The sequence below is a fragment of the Enterobacter dykesii genome (genome assembly GCF_008364625.2).
Classification (GTDB): Bacteria; Pseudomonadota; Gammaproteobacteria; order Enterobacterales; family Enterobacteriaceae; genus Enterobacter; species Enterobacter dykesii.
Genome location: NZ_CP126604.1, coordinates 1 through 17702, shown reverse-complemented (window position 1 = coordinate 17702; position 17702 = coordinate 1). Strand labels below are relative to the sequence as shown.

15 protein-coding genes and 1 other annotated feature are annotated in these 17702 nt (G+C 57.0%); of the genes, 3 read left to right on the top strand and 12 right to left on the bottom strand.

Annotated features, from left to right (window positions below; translation table 11 throughout):
* Positions 1-53: 53 nt before the first annotated feature.
* Entirely contained in the window at positions 54-1376 is a 1323-nt protein-coding gene (locus tag F0320_RS00075) for a 6-phospho-alpha-glucosidase (RefSeq protein ID WP_126330358.1), read from the bottom strand.
* A complete protein-coding gene (locus F0320_RS00070; protein WP_126330356.1) occupies positions 1373-2995 on the bottom strand; it encodes an alpha-glucoside-specific PTS transporter subunit IIBC in 1623 nt (540 codons plus the stop codon). Before F0320_RS00070 ends, F0320_RS00075 begins: the two co-directional genes overlap by 4 nt.
* Positions 2996-3216: 221 nt before the next feature.
* Between F0320_RS00070 and F0320_RS00065 the strand changes: the two genes are divergently transcribed.
* Positions 3217-3963, top strand: coding sequence for a GntR family transcriptional regulator (locus F0320_RS00065; RefSeq protein WP_126330354.1), 747 nt, complete (start codon positions 3217-3219; stop codon positions 3961-3963).
* Here the strand turns inward: F0320_RS00065 and F0320_RS00060 are convergent.
* From F0320_RS00060 to ibpA, 3 genes are all read right to left on the bottom strand, one after another.
* Positions 3931-5592 (bottom strand): putative transporter, encoded by a 1662-nt coding sequence (locus F0320_RS00060; protein WP_047650015.1) that lies wholly within the window; start codon positions 5590-5592, stop codon positions 3931-3933. The genes F0320_RS00065 and F0320_RS00060 overlap by 33 nt on opposite strands.
* 165 nt (positions 5593-5757) lie before the next feature.
* Positions 5758-6186, bottom strand: coding sequence for a small heat shock chaperone IbpB (gene ibpB, locus F0320_RS00055; RefSeq protein WP_126330352.1), 429 nt, complete (start codon positions 6184-6186; stop codon positions 5758-5760).
* Between the two features lie 136 nt (positions 6187-6322).
* Entirely contained in the window at positions 6323-6733 is a 411-nt protein-coding gene (gene ibpA, locus F0320_RS00050) for a small heat shock chaperone IbpA (RefSeq protein WP_008500162.1), read from the bottom strand.
* Positions 6727-6798: a sequence feature (ROSE (Repression Of Heat Shock gene Expression) occurs in the 5'-region of heat shock genes and acts as an RNA thermometer to modulate expression.), on the bottom strand. (Overlaps the previous gene by 7 nt.)
* A 248-nt stretch (positions 6799-7046) precedes the next feature.
* On the opposite strand from ibpA, the gene F0320_RS00045 reads away from it, so the two are divergent.
* Entirely contained in the window at positions 7047-7379 is a 333-nt protein-coding gene (locus F0320_RS00045) for a YceK/YidQ family lipoprotein (protein WP_047650018.1), read from the top strand.
* Here F0320_RS00045 and F0320_RS00040 read toward each other — a convergent pair.
* The 3 genes from F0320_RS00040 to F0320_RS00030 all read right to left on the bottom strand — a co-directional run bounded on the left by F0320_RS00040 (position 7376) and on the right by F0320_RS00030 (position 10609).
* A complete protein-coding gene (locus F0320_RS00040; RefSeq protein ID WP_149323938.1) occupies positions 7376-8605 on the bottom strand; it encodes a DUF3748 domain-containing protein in 1230 nt (409 codons plus the stop codon). The genes F0320_RS00045 and F0320_RS00040 overlap by 4 nt on opposite strands.
* A 50-nt stretch (positions 8606-8655) precedes the next feature.
* Positions 8656-9468, bottom strand: coding sequence for a sugar-phosphatase (gene yidA / locus F0320_RS00035; protein ID WP_032662059.1), 813 nt, complete (start codon positions 9466-9468; stop codon positions 8656-8658).
* A 115-nt stretch (positions 9469-9583) separates the two neighbouring features.
* Positions 9584-10609 (bottom strand): zinc-dependent alcohol dehydrogenase family protein, encoded by a 1026-nt coding sequence (locus F0320_RS00030; protein WP_126330348.1) that lies wholly within the window; start codon positions 10607-10609, stop codon positions 9584-9586.
* Positions 10610-10719: 110 nt separating this feature from the next.
* Here F0320_RS00030 and F0320_RS00025 point away from each other — a divergent pair, with 110 nt between their 5' ends.
* Positions 10720-11655, top strand: coding sequence for a LysR family transcriptional regulator (locus tag F0320_RS00025; RefSeq protein ID WP_126330346.1), 936 nt, complete (start codon positions 10720-10722; stop codon positions 11653-11655).
* A 34-nt stretch (positions 11656-11689) separates the two neighbouring features.
* Here F0320_RS00025 and gyrB read toward each other — a convergent pair whose 3' ends face one another.
* From gyrB to dnaA, 4 genes are read right to left on the bottom strand one after another with little or no spacing between them, the layout of a single operon-like run.
* Positions 11690-14101, bottom strand: a complete 2412-nt coding sequence (gene gyrB / locus F0320_RS00020) for a DNA topoisomerase (ATP-hydrolyzing) subunit B (RefSeq protein ID WP_126330344.1) — start codon at positions 14099-14101, stop codon at positions 11690-11692.
* 28 nt (positions 14102-14129) lie between these two features.
* Positions 14130-15203, bottom strand: coding sequence for a DNA replication/repair protein RecF (recF, locus tag F0320_RS00015; protein WP_023309805.1), 1074 nt, complete (start codon positions 15201-15203; stop codon positions 14130-14132).
* A complete protein-coding gene (gene dnaN / locus F0320_RS00010) occupies positions 15203-16303 on the bottom strand; it encodes a DNA polymerase III subunit beta (protein WP_047650027.1) in 1101 nt (366 codons plus the stop codon). Before dnaN ends, recF begins: the two co-directional genes overlap by 1 nt.
* A 4-nt stretch (positions 16304-16307) precedes the next feature.
* Entirely contained in the window at positions 16308-17702 is a 1395-nt protein-coding gene (dnaA, locus tag F0320_RS00005) for a chromosomal replication initiator protein DnaA (protein ID WP_010426558.1), read from the bottom strand.

The following is a 17702-nucleotide window of genomic DNA, read 5'->3' as shown; positions in this document are numbered from 1 at the left end:
CGTAAATCGATAAGGACAAGGAGACCGGCATCGGGCGATGCCGGTCAGGACGATTAGTGCAGCTCTGGCCAGTAGTCCTTATTGGCCGCGATCAGGTCATCGAGAATCGCTTTCGCGACGGACGCGCTCGGCACGGTTTTCGACAGGGTGATCGCCTGCCAGAGTTTCTGGTATGAGCGCTGCTCCCAGGCATCCACCACCAGTTTTTCCACAGCCACCTGCTGGCTCATAAGCCCTTTCTGGAAGTGTGGAATATCGCCCACCGTAAGCGGCTCCGGCCCGTTATGGCCGACCAGACACGGAATTTCAACCATCGCATCAGCATCAAAGTTATGGATGGCCCCGTTGTTTGGCACAATCAGCAGCATCCGCTCCTGGGTGTTAAAGGCAATTGCCGTCGCCAGATCGACGATGTACGACGCATGTTCGTCGATTTCCAGCTCGCCGGCGGCGGAGTGACCGGCTTCGATAATCGCCCGGCAGGAACTGAACACGTGCTTCTCACGGTGATCCATGACCTCATTGGCGCGGGTGCGTTCCGGGTTGGAATGCGCCACCACGTAGTCCGGGAACAGGTAATACTTCAGGTAGGTGTTCGGCATGGTATCCGGATCCAGCGCCTGCACGTCTTTTGCTTTGGCAAAGGTATCGTTCCAGCTCGCTTCGGTGTGCGCATCTTCCGAAGGCGGAACATAGCCGTTTTTAGCGACGTATTCGCGCAGTTTCGGCATCAAGTCGTTGCCGTTCAGATCTTCAATAGACGTCCACCAGCCGAAGTGGTTCAGGCCGTAGTAGCGCACGCGCATCTCTTTGCGGTCCTTCAGGCCGACAATCTGCGCCATGCGCCCTTCAATGCCGATCGGCATATCGCAAATGTTGAGGATTTTGGCGTTCGGACGCAGGCGGCGCGTGGCTTCCGCGACAATCGCCGCCGGGTTGGAGTAGTTCAGCATCCACGCGTTCGGCGAGTACTGCTCCATATAATCCACCAGCTCCAGCACGCCGCCGATAGAGCGCATGCCGTAGGAGATACCGCCCGGGCCGCAGGTTTCCTGACCCAGCACGCCGTGGCGCAGCGGGATTTTTTCATCTTTTTCGCGCATCGGGTATTTGCCCACGCGGATATGCGCCATCACAAAATCCACATCGGTAAATGCCGCTTTCGGATCGGTGGTGTAGCTGAACTCAATCTCCGGGGCTTGTTCCTTAAGGATGATTTTGCACGCTTCGGCGATGGTCTCCTGACGCGCGCCGTCGTTGTCATAGAACTTCAGCGCGCGCAGCGGGAAACGGTCACGGTTGGCTAACAGCATCAGGACGATACCAGGCGTAAAGGTGCTGCCGCCGCCTGCAATGACAACTGAGAATTTTTTCATGATATAGCCTCTGTCAGGGTGGTTTGTTCATTCGATAAAGGGGTTTTCATCAGCGATTCAAGCTGGTCGCGCACCTGAGGAACGTGCAGGCCGACAATCACCTGAATGCCGTTGCCGCGTCGCACCACGCCGTGGGCGCCGAGGGCTTTGAAGACGTCATCGCTTTGCGTTTTCGCCATATCCACCAGCGCAATGCGCAGGCGGGTGGCGCAGTTGTTGATGCTTTCGATGTTGGCCGCGCCGCCGAGCGCCTGAAGGAATCCGGCTGCCTGCCCAACCTGCTGGCTGGCCGCCGCCGGGGCGGTGGTTTGCCCGCGCGCCGCCTTATAGTCGGCCTTGCTGTAGAGTTTGATTTCGCTCTCTTCCCGGCCCGGCGTTTTCAGATTCAGGCGTTCGATCAGCGTCTTGAAGACCACGAAGTAGATCCCGGTGAAGCAGACGCCGATGCCGATCTGGGTGAATACCGTCGAGGCGTGGTTATGGAACATTGGGATCCAGTTTTGCGGCAGGAACTGGTCCAGCAGGCCGCCGCCCATATTCCCGACCACGCCGAAGGTATACATCACCGTTGCCATGGTGGCCGCCAGCACCGCGTGCACGGCAAACAGCAGCGGCGAGATAAACAGGAAAGTGAACTCAAGCGGTTCAGTGATGCCCACCAGCACGGCGGTGAGCGTGGCCGGGACCAGCAGCCCCGCCACCTTGACGCGGTTTTCTGGCGACGCGGTATACCAGATCGCCAGCGCAATCCCGACCGAGCCAAACACTTTTGAGTTGCCGTGCAGCGCGAAGCCGCCTTCCGGGAAGAGGGTTTTCAGCGGCAGGGTGCTCTGGCTGAACGCCTGCAGGTGCTGCGCCCAGTAGACCTGAATCCCGCCTTCCACCACCGCCGGGCCGAAGATGAACGGACCGTAGACGAAGTGGTGCAATCCGGTTGGGATCAGAATGCGTTCCAGGAAGGTATACACCCACACGCCCAGCGCACCGGCGGAGCGCAGGAACGCCTGCAGAGACTCGATACCCATCTGTACTTTCGGCCAGCCCAGCAGCGTCAGCCAGGCGCAGGGGATCATGACGAAGAACGCGAGGATAACGACAAACGAGCTGCCCTGGAAAATCCCCAAAAACACCGGCAGCGGCTTGTCGAAGTAGCGGTTGTGGATGGCGGTGACGATGCCTGAGATCACAATGGCACCGATGATGCTGGTATCGAGCGTTTTGATACCGGCAATCATCGCCAGACCGCTTCCGGCCGTCGGTTCGGCGGAGAAGTCGACGCCGAAGAAGTGGCCCCAGGTCATCCCCATCGCGTTAATGAAGTAGTTCCAGGTCAGGAAGCTAATCAGCACCGCAAGACAGGCGCGGCCCTGCGCCTGCTTCGCCAGGCCAATCGGTAAGCCAACGGCAAAAATCAGCGGCATATTGCGAAACACCGCCCAGCCGCCCTCTTCAATGATGTGAACAATCTGCGCGAAAAGATGATCGGGGGCCGTTAAGGCTTCGCCGACAAACAGCGGGTTGCGAAGCATGATGGCGATTCCCACCACGATCCCGGCGAACGGAAACAGCAACACCGGGGTAAACATGGCACCGCCAAAACGTTGTATTTGACTGAGCATTTTTAAATCCTCATGAAACAACCTGTAGGGGTAGAGGCCTTTATGGTTTTTTGCTGGCCTGAGGTGAGCATAAGAACTTACTGATGCGCGAACATGGCGTGCCGCTGCGATTCGTGATCGCATTCATGGTTTTATTTTGACCAATCAGGTCTACTTTTTGGCATAAATATGGACATGTCAGGACACAATCCACGCCCTGATAAGGGCAGAGAGGTCTACTGGTGATCTACAAATCCATTGCTGACAGATTGCGGCTGCGGCTGAATTCGTCGGACTACAACATCGGCAGCCCGCTGCCCGGCGAAAAAACGCTGGCGCAGGAGTTCGGCGTGGCGCGAATGACCATCCGCAAGGCGCTGGATCTGCTGGTGAGCTGGGGGCTGGTTGAGCGACGGCACGGCAGCGGAACCTTTGTCTCACGCAAAGACGTTCACCACGAAACCACCAATCTAACCGGGCTGGTGGAGGTGCTGCGTCAGCAGGGAAAAGAGGTGCAGAGCAAGGTGCTGCAGTTCGAAGTGATGCCCGCCCCGCCCGCCATTGCCAGCCAGCTGCGGATTCAGGTGGATGAGAGGATCTATTTTTCCCGGCGGGTGCGCTACGTGGACGGGAAACCGCTGATGCTGGAGGACAGCTTTATGCCGGTGAAGCTGTTTCGCAATCTGTCGCTGGCGCATCTTGAGGGGTCTAAGTTTGATTACATCGAGAAGGAGTGCGGGATCACTATCAGCGGCAACTACGAGAGCCTGACGCCGGTGCTGGCAGATAAAACGCTGGCCGGTTATATGAACCTGCCGGAACAGACGCCGCTGCTGCGAATTACCTCTCTCTCCTACAGCGACAGCGGCGAGTTCCTCAATTATTCCGTGATGTTCCGAAATACCAGTGATTACCAGGTGGACTACCATCTGCGGCGCATCCACCCGGACGAGCTGCTAGCTCATCCCCCAGAACAGCACCGCCAGTAGCTGCGGGGTGATGATGCGCAGGAACATCACCAGCGGGTAGACGGTGGCATAGGAGAGCGCTGCCGCGCCGCTGGTAGTGTGCAGGTTATTGGCAAAGGCCAGCGCGGGCGGATCGGTCATGGAGCCCGCCAGCATCCCGCACAGCGTCAGGTAATTCATTTTGGCGAACATCCGCGCCAGTATGCCTACCGTCAACAGCGGGATCGCCGTGATGAAAATACCGTAGCCGACCCAACTCATCCCTTCGCCCCTGACCAGGGTATCGACAAAGTCACCGCCGGATTTCAGGCCGACCACCGCCAGGAACAGCACGATACCCAGCTCGCGCAGCGCCAGGTTGGCGCTCGGCGGCATAAACCAGTAGAGCTTACCGATGCAGCCGATACGCCCGAGGATCAACGCCATAATCAGCGGCCCGCCCGCCAGGCCCAGCTTAAGCGCCACCGGGAAGCCCGGCACGTACACAGGAATAGAACCGAGCAGCACGCCGAGCCCGATGCCGATAAACACCGGCAGCATCTGCACCTGCTGCAGTTTTTGCTGGGCGTTACCCACCATATCCGCGACGGCGTCGATGGACGACGGGCGCCCAACCAGGTTGAGGATATCCCCGAACTGCAGGCTGGCCTCCGGGCTGGCGACCAGTTCAACACCCGCACGGTTGAGACGGGAGATCACTACGTCGTAGCGCTCTTTTACCTGCAGATCGCGTATTTTCTTGCCGAGAACGTGCTCGTTAGTCACCACAACGCGTTCCACGCGCATGTCGGTACCGCGGGTTGAGAGCGAGGTATCCACTTCCTGACCAATCACCAGCCGAGCGTTGTTTAAATCTCCGGGCTGGCCGACGAGGTGGAGCAGATCGCCCTGTTGAATGACGGTGCCGGGCGCGGGCACCATCAGCATATCGTCACGCTTGAGGCGAGAGCAGATGATATTGGCGCTGTTCAGGATCGGCACGTCCTGAATCGCCATATTGTTCAGGTTGGGGTTATCGACCCGAATGTTGATGGTTTTGATCGGCATATGGCCGTTGGTGAGCGTGGTTTCGTGGTCCTTCGCCTCTTTGTCGACGTTAATGCGAAACAGAACGCGTACCAGCCACATGGAGAGCAGAATGCCGCAAATCCCAAACGGATAGGCCATGGCGTAGCTCATCCCCATCTGATCGACAATGCCGGGTTCGATGCCCAAATCGCGAAGGATTTGCTGCCCGGCACCGAGCGCAGGCGTGTTGGTGACCGCCCCGGAGAAAATGCCCAGCACCACGGGGAGCGGGATATCGAAGATTTTGTGCAGAATGGCGGTGACCAGCCCGCCCATCACCACAATGCCGAGGGCAAACAGGTTGAGCCGTAATCCGGAGACCCGAAGTGAGGCGAAAAAGCCCGGTCCCACCTGAATACCGATGGTATAAACGAAGAGGATCAGACCGAACTCCTGAGTAAAGTGGAGCATCTCGGCGCTGAGGACCAGCCCGAGCTTGTCGGCGAAGTGGCCGACAAAAATGCCGCCAAACAGTACCCCGCCTATCCCAAACCCGACGCCACGGATTTTGATATTACCTATCCACAGGCCAACAACAGCGACCAGGGCCAACACGCTGACGGTTAACGCGATATCACTCATGACCCACTTCCTTATCATAACCTTAGTTATGCTAAGGATTCTCTCAGAGCTGGGGTCGGTTGTATGGGCGATGGCGCACAAAAAAGCCCTGCCGGAGCAGGGCTTTATCTTTTCACCCTCTCCCTGCGGGAGAGGGCCGGGGTGAGGGCATCAGCCCGCACACTATTAGCTATTCAACGCAGGCCGCTCGCTAATGGCGATACGCTGCGGCGCGATGGCTTCCGGCACGTTGCGGATCAGGTCGATATGCAGCAGCCCGTTGGTAAACGTTGCGCCGGACACTTCCATATGGTCTGCCAGGGTAAAGCTCAGGCTAAACGGCTGATTAACCAGCCCCTGATGCAGCCATTTGGTCTCGGTCTCTTGTTTTTCCGGCGCCCCTTTCACGGTCAGGCGAGTGCCTTCAAGCTGGATGTCCAGATCGTCCTGGCGGAAACCGGCCAGCGCAAGGGTTATGCGATAGTGGTTATCGTCGCTTTTTTCGATATTGTACGGCGGAAACGTCTGTTGCTCGGTGGTGCTTTGCAGGGCGTTAGCCAGTTTGTCAAAACCAATCCACTGACGCAGCAGGGGGGATAAATCATAGTTACGCATACTAAATCTCCTTCTGAGAAGCGAGTTCGGCACAGTGTAGTTTTGTGCGCAGTTGTTCCTGCAAATCCTGGTGGATTCGCATATGCTCCCGTTACGGCAAGCAAGTCTGGGTGGGCCGCTCACGCGACCCGCGTAATTAGTTAATTTCGATACGACGCGGTTTTTTCTCTTCCGGAATCACACGTTCCAGTTCGATAAACAGCAGGCCGTTGACCAGGTTCGCGCCTTTAACGTGAATGTTCTCGGCTAACTGGAACTTGCGTTCAAAGTTGCGCTCGGCGATGCCCTGATAAAGGTAGGTACGTTCTTTCTGCTCGGCCGTATGGGAACCTTTCACCACCAGCAGGTTGTCCTGCGCGGTGATCTCCAGTTCGTTTTCTGCAAAACCGGCGACGGCAATGGCGATGCGGTAGTGGTTTTCGTCAACCAGCTCAACATTGTATGGAGGGTAGCCGTTGCTCTGGCTTTGGTTATTTTCTAAATGGTTAAACAGGCGGTCAAAACCGATTGCAGAACGGTATAGCGGAGAAAGATCGAAGTTACGCATAAATAAAACTCCTGAAATCAGCGAGAAATTGTAGCCTTCCACCATGGACAGGCCTTTGCGCCCCCGAACACCCATCAGGCGAGTTCGTTATCGGGCCACATTCTTAAAATGGGTCTACAATCGGGCTTTTCAAGAACGACACCTGCACTTTTTTTTGCACTTTCCTGCATCTCGCTTAGACTGGGACAACAGCACAAAGGGTTAAATTGCGATGGCTGCCACAGTGCGGGGTTATCGGGCTATCCATTTTGGATAAGGCTCGCTATAACCCTGAGTTGCAGGTCTATGCAGTGCCATTAACGATGACTGAGTGATGATGAAAAATGTTCTGATAAAGCTGACGACGTTCAGCGGGGTAGTTTTACTTTGCGGGTGTTCGAGCGTGATGTCTCACACCGGCGGTAAAGAAGGAACATATCCGGGGACGCGCGCCAGCGCGGCGATGCTCTCCGATGACGATACAAACTGGGGCACCAAATCCCTGGTTATCCTGGATATGCCGTTTACGGCCGTGGCGGATACGCTTCTGCTGCCGTGGGATGTGTTTCGTAAGGACAACTCCGTGCGCTCACGGGTAGAAAAAAGCGAGCAGGAGAATCTGGCAACAAACGCCGTCATCCCGCCCGCTGACATGCCTCTACGCTAGCGCTGCGCGGTTTCCGTTGCCCAAAGCTGACGGAAACCGGCTGTCTCCTCCATCCACGCAATAACGCGCCCGTCAGGGGAAAACACGACCGCATCAGCAGACGGTGGGTTGCCATGATCGGACGTCAAAAACGTCACCTCTCCGGTCTGTGCGTCGCAGCAGGCGATCCGATTTTCGAGCACAAACCCCAGACTGCCGCCCGCAGGATGCCAGTTAAATGCTGACTGAATATCGCTCCCGGTACGCGTCAACTGGCGCGGTTCCCCGCCCTCAGGCGAGATCAGCCACAGCTGCACAATGCCGTTATCATCCCGCATCAGAAACGCAATCTGCGTCCCCTGCGGGTTGCTGCGAACCCAGTGACGCGGCACGTTCACCAGGCCCGGGTACGCCCTCTGATGCGTAAAGGTTAAACGACGCTGCTCTACTCCTGCTGGCGGGGCTGGCAGGGTCCCCGTCGTGCCTTGTAGCGGCGCATCGCCCGCACGCTTCCAGCCCTGCTCGTCTTCCGGCAGGTCGACGATAAACAGTTCGGGTACTTTTTCGCCCTGCGCGGAGAGGGTATCGCCGATAAACGCCAGCCTGTCGTTGCCCACCCAGCCCTCTTCGTAAGCGCGGTTGATTTCATCGCTGCCCGGCTGCGGGTTGGGCGTCGTGCGGCTAACCAGCACGCTCCAGAAGGTTCCCGAATATTCACGGGGATGGTTCCCCTGCGGGTTCACCGGGCCGTAAGGCGCAGCCACGCCGACGTTGCGTAAATCGAGTTTAGGATCGCGCTCGTGCAGGACATGGTCGTTATAGGTAAAGCTGACGAGCTGCCCGTTCGGGCTGAAGACATGGACGTGGCTGCCGCCGCGCAGCGCGCCTGCGGTGTAAGGCGCGGTGATATCCATCGCGTCCAGGTTGCTCACCTGACCGTTTTGCGCAATCACTCCCTGGCGATGATGAAAATCGTAGTGCCAGTCTGCATCCGGGTTTTTCGGGCCGTGGATAAAGACATATTTCTCTTCTGCAGGATGAACGGTCACCACGCCGACATGCGCGCCGTCAGTCGCGCGATATACCACCTCTACCTCACCCGTAGCGACATGAACCCGCTCGATGGTTTCACCGGTGAACGACGCACCGGATGGGCGCACGTCGTAGACCAGCCACTGGCTGTCCGGCGTCCAGGTATTGATGTTGGTGAGCTGATGGTGGCGGGAAGCGAAGGTGATTTGTTTCATGAGGATACCCTGATGCGCAGTTATCGCATCAGGGTATCGCAAGCGGGTTTTTAGTTCAGCACAAACTTCTCAATGGCATAAGCCACGCCGTCTTCGAGGTTGGATTTGGTCACGAAGTTAGCCACTTCTTTCACGGATGGAATGGCGTTATCCATCGCCACGCCCATACCGGCGAATTCGATCATCGCGATGTCATTTTCCTGGTCGCCCAACGCCATGATCTCTTCCTGTTTAATGCCCAGCGCATCGGCCAGTGATTTGACACCGGTGCCTTTATTGACGCGTTTATCGAGGATTTCGAGGAAGTACGGCGCACTTTTCAGCACGGTGTACTTCTCTTTTACCTCCGCCGGAATGCGCGCAATCGCTTTATCCAGGATCTCCGGCTCGTCGATCATCATCACTTTCAGGAACTGCGTCGCCGGGTCCATTTTCTCCGCTTCACAGAACACCAGCGGAATGGTCGCAACGTAGGATTCATGTACCGTGTAGTAGCTGATATCGCGGTTGGCGGTATAGAGCGTATTGCGATCGAGGGCGTGGAAGTGGGAACCCACTTCACGGGACAGTTTTTCCAGGAACAGGTAGTCATCGTAGCTCAGCGCGGTTTGCGCAACCGTACTGCCATCTGCGGCTTTCTGCACCAGCGCGCCGTTATAGGTGATGCAGTAGTCGCCAGGCTGATTCATGTGCAGCTCTTTCAGATAGCTATGTACGCCCGCATACGGACGCCCCGTGGTCAGAACTACATTCACGCCCTTTGCGCGCGCCGCGGCGATCGCGTTTTTAACGGCTGGAGAGATGGTGTGGTCTGGCAGCAGCAGCGTGCCGTCCATGTCGATTGCAATGAGTTTGATAGCCATGAGTTCCCCGGAATAAATGAGTGCTGCCTCATGCTAACGCGATTAAGCACACAAAAATAGAGCTACAATGCGCAACAGGAATGCCCCTTTTACGTTTATTCCGGGGAACAAAGGCTTACTCGCGGGTGAGAACAATTTTACCGAACGCGCCGCGATCCAGATGTTCAAACGCCTGTTCAAGCTCGTTAAAACGGTAGCGATGCTCAATCACCGGCTTCAGCCCCGTGACGTCAACTGCGCGGACAAAATCTTCCAGCGCCCGGCGGTGCCCCACGCCAATCCCCTGAATGACGGGGGATTTCAGCAACAGTTCGCCAGCAGAGAGCGTAATCTCCGTCCCGGCCAGCACGCCAATGACGGAGATACGTCCGTGAACGGCAACGGCGCGCAGGGAATGCTTCAGGTTCTCCCCACCCACGGTTTCGATAATATGGTCGATGCCGCGATCCTGCGTGAGCGCCAGCGTATTTTCAGCCCAGTCGCCCTTCAGGCGGTTGATGCCCTGGCTGGCCCCCAGCGTTTTGGCCAGCGCCAGTTTCTCATCGCTCCCCGAGGTGACAAACACCTCCGCGCCGTGCGCTTTTGCAATCTGAAGGGCGAATATCGCCACGCCGCCCGTGCCCTGTACCAGCACCGATTGCCCGGCGCGCAGCTGGCCGCGCTCCACCAGCGCAAACCAGGCGGTAAGCCCTGCGCAGGGTAAGGTGCTGGCCTCGGCGTCATCCAGGGTCTCCGGGGAGGCCACCAGCGCGTCTTCCATCACAATCACATACTCGGACAGCATTCCCTGAAAGTATCCGCCGGACGTTTTATAGGGCAAATTACGCGCGTCCGCCTGCGGCTTACCGTCGATCCACTCCGGGAAGAAGGTTGAGATGACGCGGGCGCCGGGCTGGAAACGCGTGACGCCTTCGCCAATGCTGTCCACCACTCCCGCCATGTCAGACGCCGGGGTAAACGGGAAGGAAAGCGGGATCGGCATCGTGCCTTCAACAACCATTTTATCGCGATAGTTAAGCGCAACGGCATTCACCCGCACGCGGATCTCACCCGGGCCGGGCTGTGGAACGGGTTCCTTTATGAGCTTGAGGCTCTCGCGCCCGAGGGCGTCCAGGGACCAGCGTTGCATTGTCTCTGTCATTTTATTTCTCCTGCCATCAGATGAGCTTTAGTCCTGACAGTCTACCGTTGACTAAAGGTCTCCAGTGGCGATAAGTTTTCTCTTTATTGACGCCATAACAGATACAATCCATGACCGATACGCTGAAGGATATTCCTGTTTTTGTGGCCGCCGTTGAGGCGGGAAGTTTTGCTCAGGCCGCCATTCGTCTGCATTTATCACGCTCGGCGGTGGGGAAAAGCATCGCTCGCCTTGAACAACGGCTGGGGGTACGTCTTTTTCAGCGCACCACCCGCAGCCAGAGTCTGACCGATAACGGCGCCCTATTTTATGAACGCTGCCTGCGCGCGCTGGAGGAGATTCGGGGTGCAGAATCGCTGCTTGAAACGGGGAAACAGCAGGTCAGTGGCCGCCTGCGCGTTGCCATGCCGGTGCTCTTTGGTCGCCAGTGCGTCGCCCCGCTGCTGATAGCGCTGGCGCAGGAACACCCCGGGCTTGAGCTGGAAATGTCATTCAGCGACCGCGTGGTGGATCTCGTCGAGGAAGGGTTTGATATGGCAGTGCGTAACGGCACGCTTCAGGACAGCAGCGTGCTGGTCGCCAGAAAGCTGGGAGAACACCGCATGGTGCTGTGCGCCGCGCCGGAGTATCTGCTTAAGAAAGGCCAGCCACAAAGCGTTAATGATTTATCCCAGCATACGGCCATCAACTATTTGAGCGCAGGCAGAGTGTTGTCCTGGCAGCTGATGGATAACGAAGGAACGTCGCACACCTTTACACCCCGATCGTCCCTCAATATGGATGATTTGCAGGCTATCTGCGACGCTACGCTGGCCGGACACGGCATTGCATGGCTGCCCTGCTGGATGGTCGTCAAAGATATTCATCAGGGTAAACTCGTCCCGCTCTTAAAGCAGGCACCGGATGTGCATTTCAACGTTCATGCCGTGTGGCAGCAGACGCCACATCTGCCGCTGAGGGTAAGAATAGCGATAGATACGCTGGCGAGCCGTTTACCGGCAGCGATGTCACTGGACCTTCCAGCGCCCATAAAAAAGCCGCGCTAAAAGCGCGGCCAGTTATAGTGCGGCATAACGACGTTTAAATATCGATATTTGCCGCTTTCAGGGCGTTCTCTTCGATGAAGGCACGACGTGGTTCAACCGCATCGCCCATCAGGGTCGTGAACAGCTGGTCAGCAGCAATCGCGTCCTTAACGGTAACGCGCAGCATGCGGCGGCTTTCCGGATCCATGGTGGTTTCCCACAGCTGCTCCGGGTTCATTTCGCCCAGACCTTTATAGCGCTGGATCGCGAGGCCACGACGGGACTCTTTCACCAGCCAGTCCAGCGCCTGCTCGAAGCTGGCTACCGGCTGACGACGTTCGCCACGTTCGATGAACGCATCGTCTTCGATCAGGCCGCGCAGCGTCTCGCCGAGCGTGCAGATACGGCGGTATTCCGGACCGGTCACAAACTCGTGTTCCAGCGGGTAGTCGGTATCAACGCCGTGGGTACGCACGCGAATAATAGGCTCGAACTGCTTATCGGTGTTCTGCTGGATATCGCATTTCCACATGCTGCCGTGCTGCTCTTTCTCGTTCAGATCGGTCACCAGGGCGTTCACCCAGCGGGTCACGGTCTGCTCGTCGCTCAGATCGGCTTCGGTCAGGGTTGGCTGATAAACCAGCTCCTTCAGCAGCGTTTTCGGATAGCGGCGTTCCATACGCGTAATCATTTTCTGCGTGGCGTTGAACTCTGACACCAGACGCTCCAGCGGCTCACCGGCCAGTGCAGGGGCGTGCGAGTTCGCGTGCAGGGTCGCGCCATCAAGGGCGATTGCGATTTGGTACTGATCCATCGCTTCGTCGTCTTTAATGTACTGTTCCTGCTTGCCTTTCTTCACCTTGTACAGCGGCGGCTGTGCAATGTAGACGTGGCCACGCTCAACGATTTCAGGCATCTGACGATAGAAGAAGGTCAACAGCAGCGTACGAATGTGCGAGCCGTCGACGTCCGCATCGGTCATGATGATGATGCTGTGGTAGCGCAGTTTGTCCGGGTTGTACTCATCACGGCCGATGCCGCAGCCCAGCGCGGTGATGAGGGTCGCCACTTCCTGTGAAGAGAGCATCTTGTCGAAACGGGCTTTCTCAACGTTGAGGATTTTACCCTTCAGCGGCAGAATCGCCTGGTTCTTACGGTTACGGCCCTGCTTCGCAGAACCGCCCGCGGAGTCCCCTTCCACGAGGTACAGTTCGGACAGCGCCGGGTCGCGTTCCTGGCAGTCAGCCAGTTTGCCCGGCAGGCCTGCTAAGTCCAGCGCACCTTTACGACGGGTCATTTCACGGGCTTTACGCGCCGCTTCACGGGCACGCGCCGCATCGATAATTTTGCCCACCACGATTTTCGCGTCGGACGGGTTTTCCAGCAGGTATTCGCTCAGCAGTTCGTTCATCTGCTGTTCAACCGCCGATTTCACCTCAGAAGAGACCAGCTTGTCTTTGGTCTGTGAGGAGAACTTCGGATCCGGCACCTTCACGGAGACAACGGCAATCAGGCCTTCACGGGCGTCATCACCGGTGGCGCTGACTTTCGCTTTCTTGCTGTAGCCTTCTTTGTCCATGTAGGCGTTCAGGGTACGGGTCATCGCCGCACGGAAGCCTGCAAGGTGAGTACCACCGTCGCGCTGTGGAATGTTGTTGGTGAAGCAGTAGATGTTTTCCTGGAAACCGTCGTTCCACTGCAATGCCACTTCCACGCCGATACCGTCTTTTTCGGTGGAGAAATAGAAGATATTCGGGTGAATAGGCGTTTTGTTCTTGTTCAGATACTCAACGAACGCCTTGATACCGCCTTCGTAGTGGAAGTGGTCTTCTTTGCCGTCACGCTTGTCGCGCAGGCGAATAGAGACGCCGGAGTTCAGGAACGACAGTTCACGCAGGCGTTTCGCCAGGATGTCATACTCGAATTCGGTGACGTTGGTGAAGGTTTCAAGGCTCGGCCAGAAACGCACCATGGTACCGGTTTTGTCGGTATCGCCAGTGACGGCCAGCGGTGCCTGCGGCACGCCATGCGTATAGAGCTGACGGTGGATTTTGCCTTCGCGCTGAATAACCAACTCCAGCTTCTGCGACAGGGCGTTAACCACGGAGACGCCTACGCCGTGCAGGCCGCCGGAAACTTTATAGGAGTTATCGTCAAACTTACCGCCTGCGTGCAGCACGGTCATGATCACTTCCGCAGCAGATACGCCCTCTTCCGGGTGAATACCGGTTGGGATGCCACGACCATCATCGGTGACGGAGACGGAGTTGTCCGCATGGATGGTGACCACGATGTCTTTACAGTGACCCGCGAGCGCTTCGTCGATAGCGTTATCTACCACCTCGAATACCATGTGGTGCAGACCGGTGCCGTCATCCGTGTCGCCGATATACATACCCGGGCGCTTACGCACCGCATCCAGCCCTTTCAGGACTTTGATACTGGAGGAGTCATAAGAATTCGACATCAACGTTTCTCGCTCATTTCAACTTGGGTTAATCCGTTATTTTACCCTTTTCCACGGTAAACATCTTCGAATTTTCGTCCGACATGTCTATAACGTGTTCAGCGCTAATGGCGCTGACGAAAACCTGCGACTGCGTGGCTTTTAAGCGGCTGGCAAGCAGCCCGCGCCGCGCGTCATCAAGTTCCGAGGCAAAATCATCTATCAGGTACAGGCAGCGTCTTCCGCTCTCGCGGGTGAGAAACTCTCCCTGTGCCAGGCGCAGCGCGCACATCAGGAGCTTGAGCTGCCCGCGCGACAGCGTGTCTTCCACCGGTGCACCGTCGGCACGAATGCGGAAATCCGCCTTGTGCGGGCCGTGCGCGGTGTAGGTCAACATGCGGTCGCGCTCGAAGCTTCTCTCTAACACCTCGGCATAATCCGTCTCTTTCTCCCAGCCGCGCTGGAAGGAGAAGGTGAGAGAGAATTCAGGTAAAAACTGTTTGCAGGTGTCGGCCATATCTTCGGCGATACCTGCGCTGTATTCGGCACGCCAGTTGCTGATTTGTTCCGCGAGAGGGATTAACTCCATGTCCCACGGACGCAGCTGGGCGTAACGGGTAACCTGGCGCAGTGCAGCGTTACGCTGCTTGAGCAGACGCTTCAGGTTGCTCCAGGCGTTAAAGAAACCGGCTTCGTTGTGAAAGCATCCCCAGTCGAGGAATGCTCTTCTGTATTTGGGGCCGCCGTTGAGTAAAGTAAACCCCTCCGGCGTAATCAGCTGCATTGGCATCAGCAGCGCCAGCTCCGCCACTTTATGGCCGTCGGTGCCGTCGATGCGCACCTTACTGTCGCCCTGCTTGTCTTTGGTCAGGCCGATGGCGGTTTCCCGCTCCGCCCCCTGCAAACGCCCGTGCAAAACAAAGGATTCCTGCTCGTGGCGAATGACGCGACCAATCTGCAAACTGCGAAACGCCCGACCGTGGCCGAGCGTATAGATGGCCTCAAGCACGCTGGTTTTGCCGCTGCCGTTGGCGCCAACCAGGAAGTTAAAGCCAGGGGATAAAGCGAGATCCGCGCTTTCGATATTGCGAAAGTCGCGGATCAACAGACGGGTGAGCGACATTACAGTCTCATTGGCATGACAACATAGGCAGCCGACTGTGATGCGGCATCTTCAATCTGTACGCTTGAAACGGAGTCGGTCAGCAAAATGCGCACGTTCTCGCATTTCAGCGCATTCAGCACATCCAATACGTAGCTGACGTTAAAGCCGATTTCCATCTCAGCGCCGGCGTAGGTGACGTCCAGAATCTCTTCTGCCTCTTCCTGCTCCGGGTTGTTAGCGGTGATTTTGATCTGGTTTTCATGAACAAACAGGCGCACGCCGCGGAATTTCTCGTTGGAGAGAATGGCCGCACGAGCAAAGGCCTGCTTGAGGCTATCGCATCCCGCTTCCAGCGTTTTGTCCGGGTTCTTCGGCAATACGCGGCGATAATCCGGGAAACGACCGTCAACCAGCTTCGAAGTGAAGACAAAATCGCCCACGTGTGCGCGGATGTTGTTGCTGCCGATCTGCACGCGCAGCGGCGTGTCGCCGCCGTCGAGCATACGCATCAGCTCAATCACCCCTTTACGCGGCACGATCACCGAATGGTTTGGCAGCGCGTCGCCAATCGGCATGGAACAGACCGCCAGACGGTGGCCGTCGGTAGCTACAGTACGCAGCTCTTCACCTTCGGTTTCGAACAGCATGCCGTTTAAGTAGTAACGAACGTCCTGATGCGCCATGGAGAACTGCGTGGCTTCAATCAGACGCTTCATCGTCGCCTGTGGCAGGGTGAATTCCACTTCACTTTGCCAGTCGTCCAGGTTCGGGAAGTCCGCAGCAGGCAGCGTGGAGAGCGAGAAACGGCTGCGGCCAGAGCGCACCAGCATACGGTCGCCTTCCAGCTGCACGGCGATTTCAGCGCCTTCCGGCAGCCCGCGGCAGATATCAAAGAATTTACGTGCCGGAACCGTGGTCGCGCCCGCGTCGTGCGGCTGCGTCAGCGTAACGCGTGCGATCATTTCCATTTCCAGATCTGTACCGGTCAGCGACAGCGTACCGTCCGCGACCTGAAGCAGCAGGTTTCCGAGAATAGGCAGCGTTGGGCGGCCACCTAATGGGCCACTCACCTGTTGCAGCGGTTTTAATAAATGTTCACGTTCAACGGTAAATTTCATAGCGTCACGATGATAATGTTCTGATTAAATTGGAAAAATCTTCTTTTATGTCGTGGCTTTCTTCGCGTAACTGCTCAATCTTACGACAAGCGTGCAGCACGGTCGTATGGTCACGGCCACCAAACGCATCCCCGATTTCCGGCAGACTGTGGTTGGTTAACTCCTTTGCCAGCGCCATCGCCATCTGACGCGGACGCGCCACCGAGCGGGAACGACGTTTAGACAGTAAATCTGCCACTTTGATCTTGTAGTACTCAGCCACCGTCTTTTGAATATTGTCGATAGTGACCAGTTTTTCCTGCAATGCCAGCAAATCGCGCAGCGCTTCACGTACAAAATCGATGGTGATCGCACGACCGGTGAAGTTGGCATTGGCGATAACGCGGTTCAGTGCCCCTTCCAGTTCACGCACGTTGGAGCGCAGACGCTTGGCAATGAAGAACGCCACTTCGCCCGGCAGGCGAATGTCGTTTTCATCGGCTTTCTTCATCAGGATCGCGACGCGGGTTTCCAGCTCCGGTGGCTCGATCGCCACGGTCAGTCCCCAGCCGAAGCGGGATTTCAGACGATCTTCAACGCCGTTGATCTCTTTTGGATAACGATCCGAGGTCAAAATGATCTGTTGATTGCCTTCCAGCAGGGCATTGAAGGTGTGGAAAAACTCTTCCTGCGATCGTTCTTTATTCGCAAAGAACTGGATGTCATCGATGAGCAGCGCGTCAACGGAACGATAGTAGCGTTTAAACTCTTCGATCGCATTGTTTTGCAGGGCTTTTACCATGTCCTGAACGAAGCGTTCGGAGTGCATATACACCACTTTGGCATTGGGCTTGCGCGCCATAATGCCGTTACCCACCGCATGCAGCAGGTGCGTTTTACCCAGACCCGTACCGCCATAAAGGAACAGCGGGTTGTAGGCCCCACCAGGGTTATCAGCAACCTGACGAGCCGCCGCGCGCGCCAGCTGGTTCGACTTACCTTCAACGAAGTTATCGAACGTGTGTTTCACGTTAACGTTAGAGCGGTAGGTTGGCTCAGCCGGTGCAGGGACATTATCCCAGCCCTGACGAGCGGGTGCGACGCGAGGGGCCGGAGCAGGCGCGGCCTGAGCGGGAGCTGCTACGTTCACGGTTTCACGAACGGTTTGGGTGACCGGCTTTGTGCCCACTTCAAAGCGCAACTGCGGGGCATCTGACCCGCAGAAATCGTTCAGCAGTCCATTGATGTTATTAAGGTACTTGTCCCTTACCCAATCGAGCACAAAACGGTTTGGCGCATACAAAGCCAGCGTGTTATCGCTCAGTTCCGCCTGCAACGGGCGGATCCACATACTGAATTCTGTGGCTGGTAACTCATCCTGCAATCGGGCAAGACACTGCTGCCAAAGCGAAAGTGACAC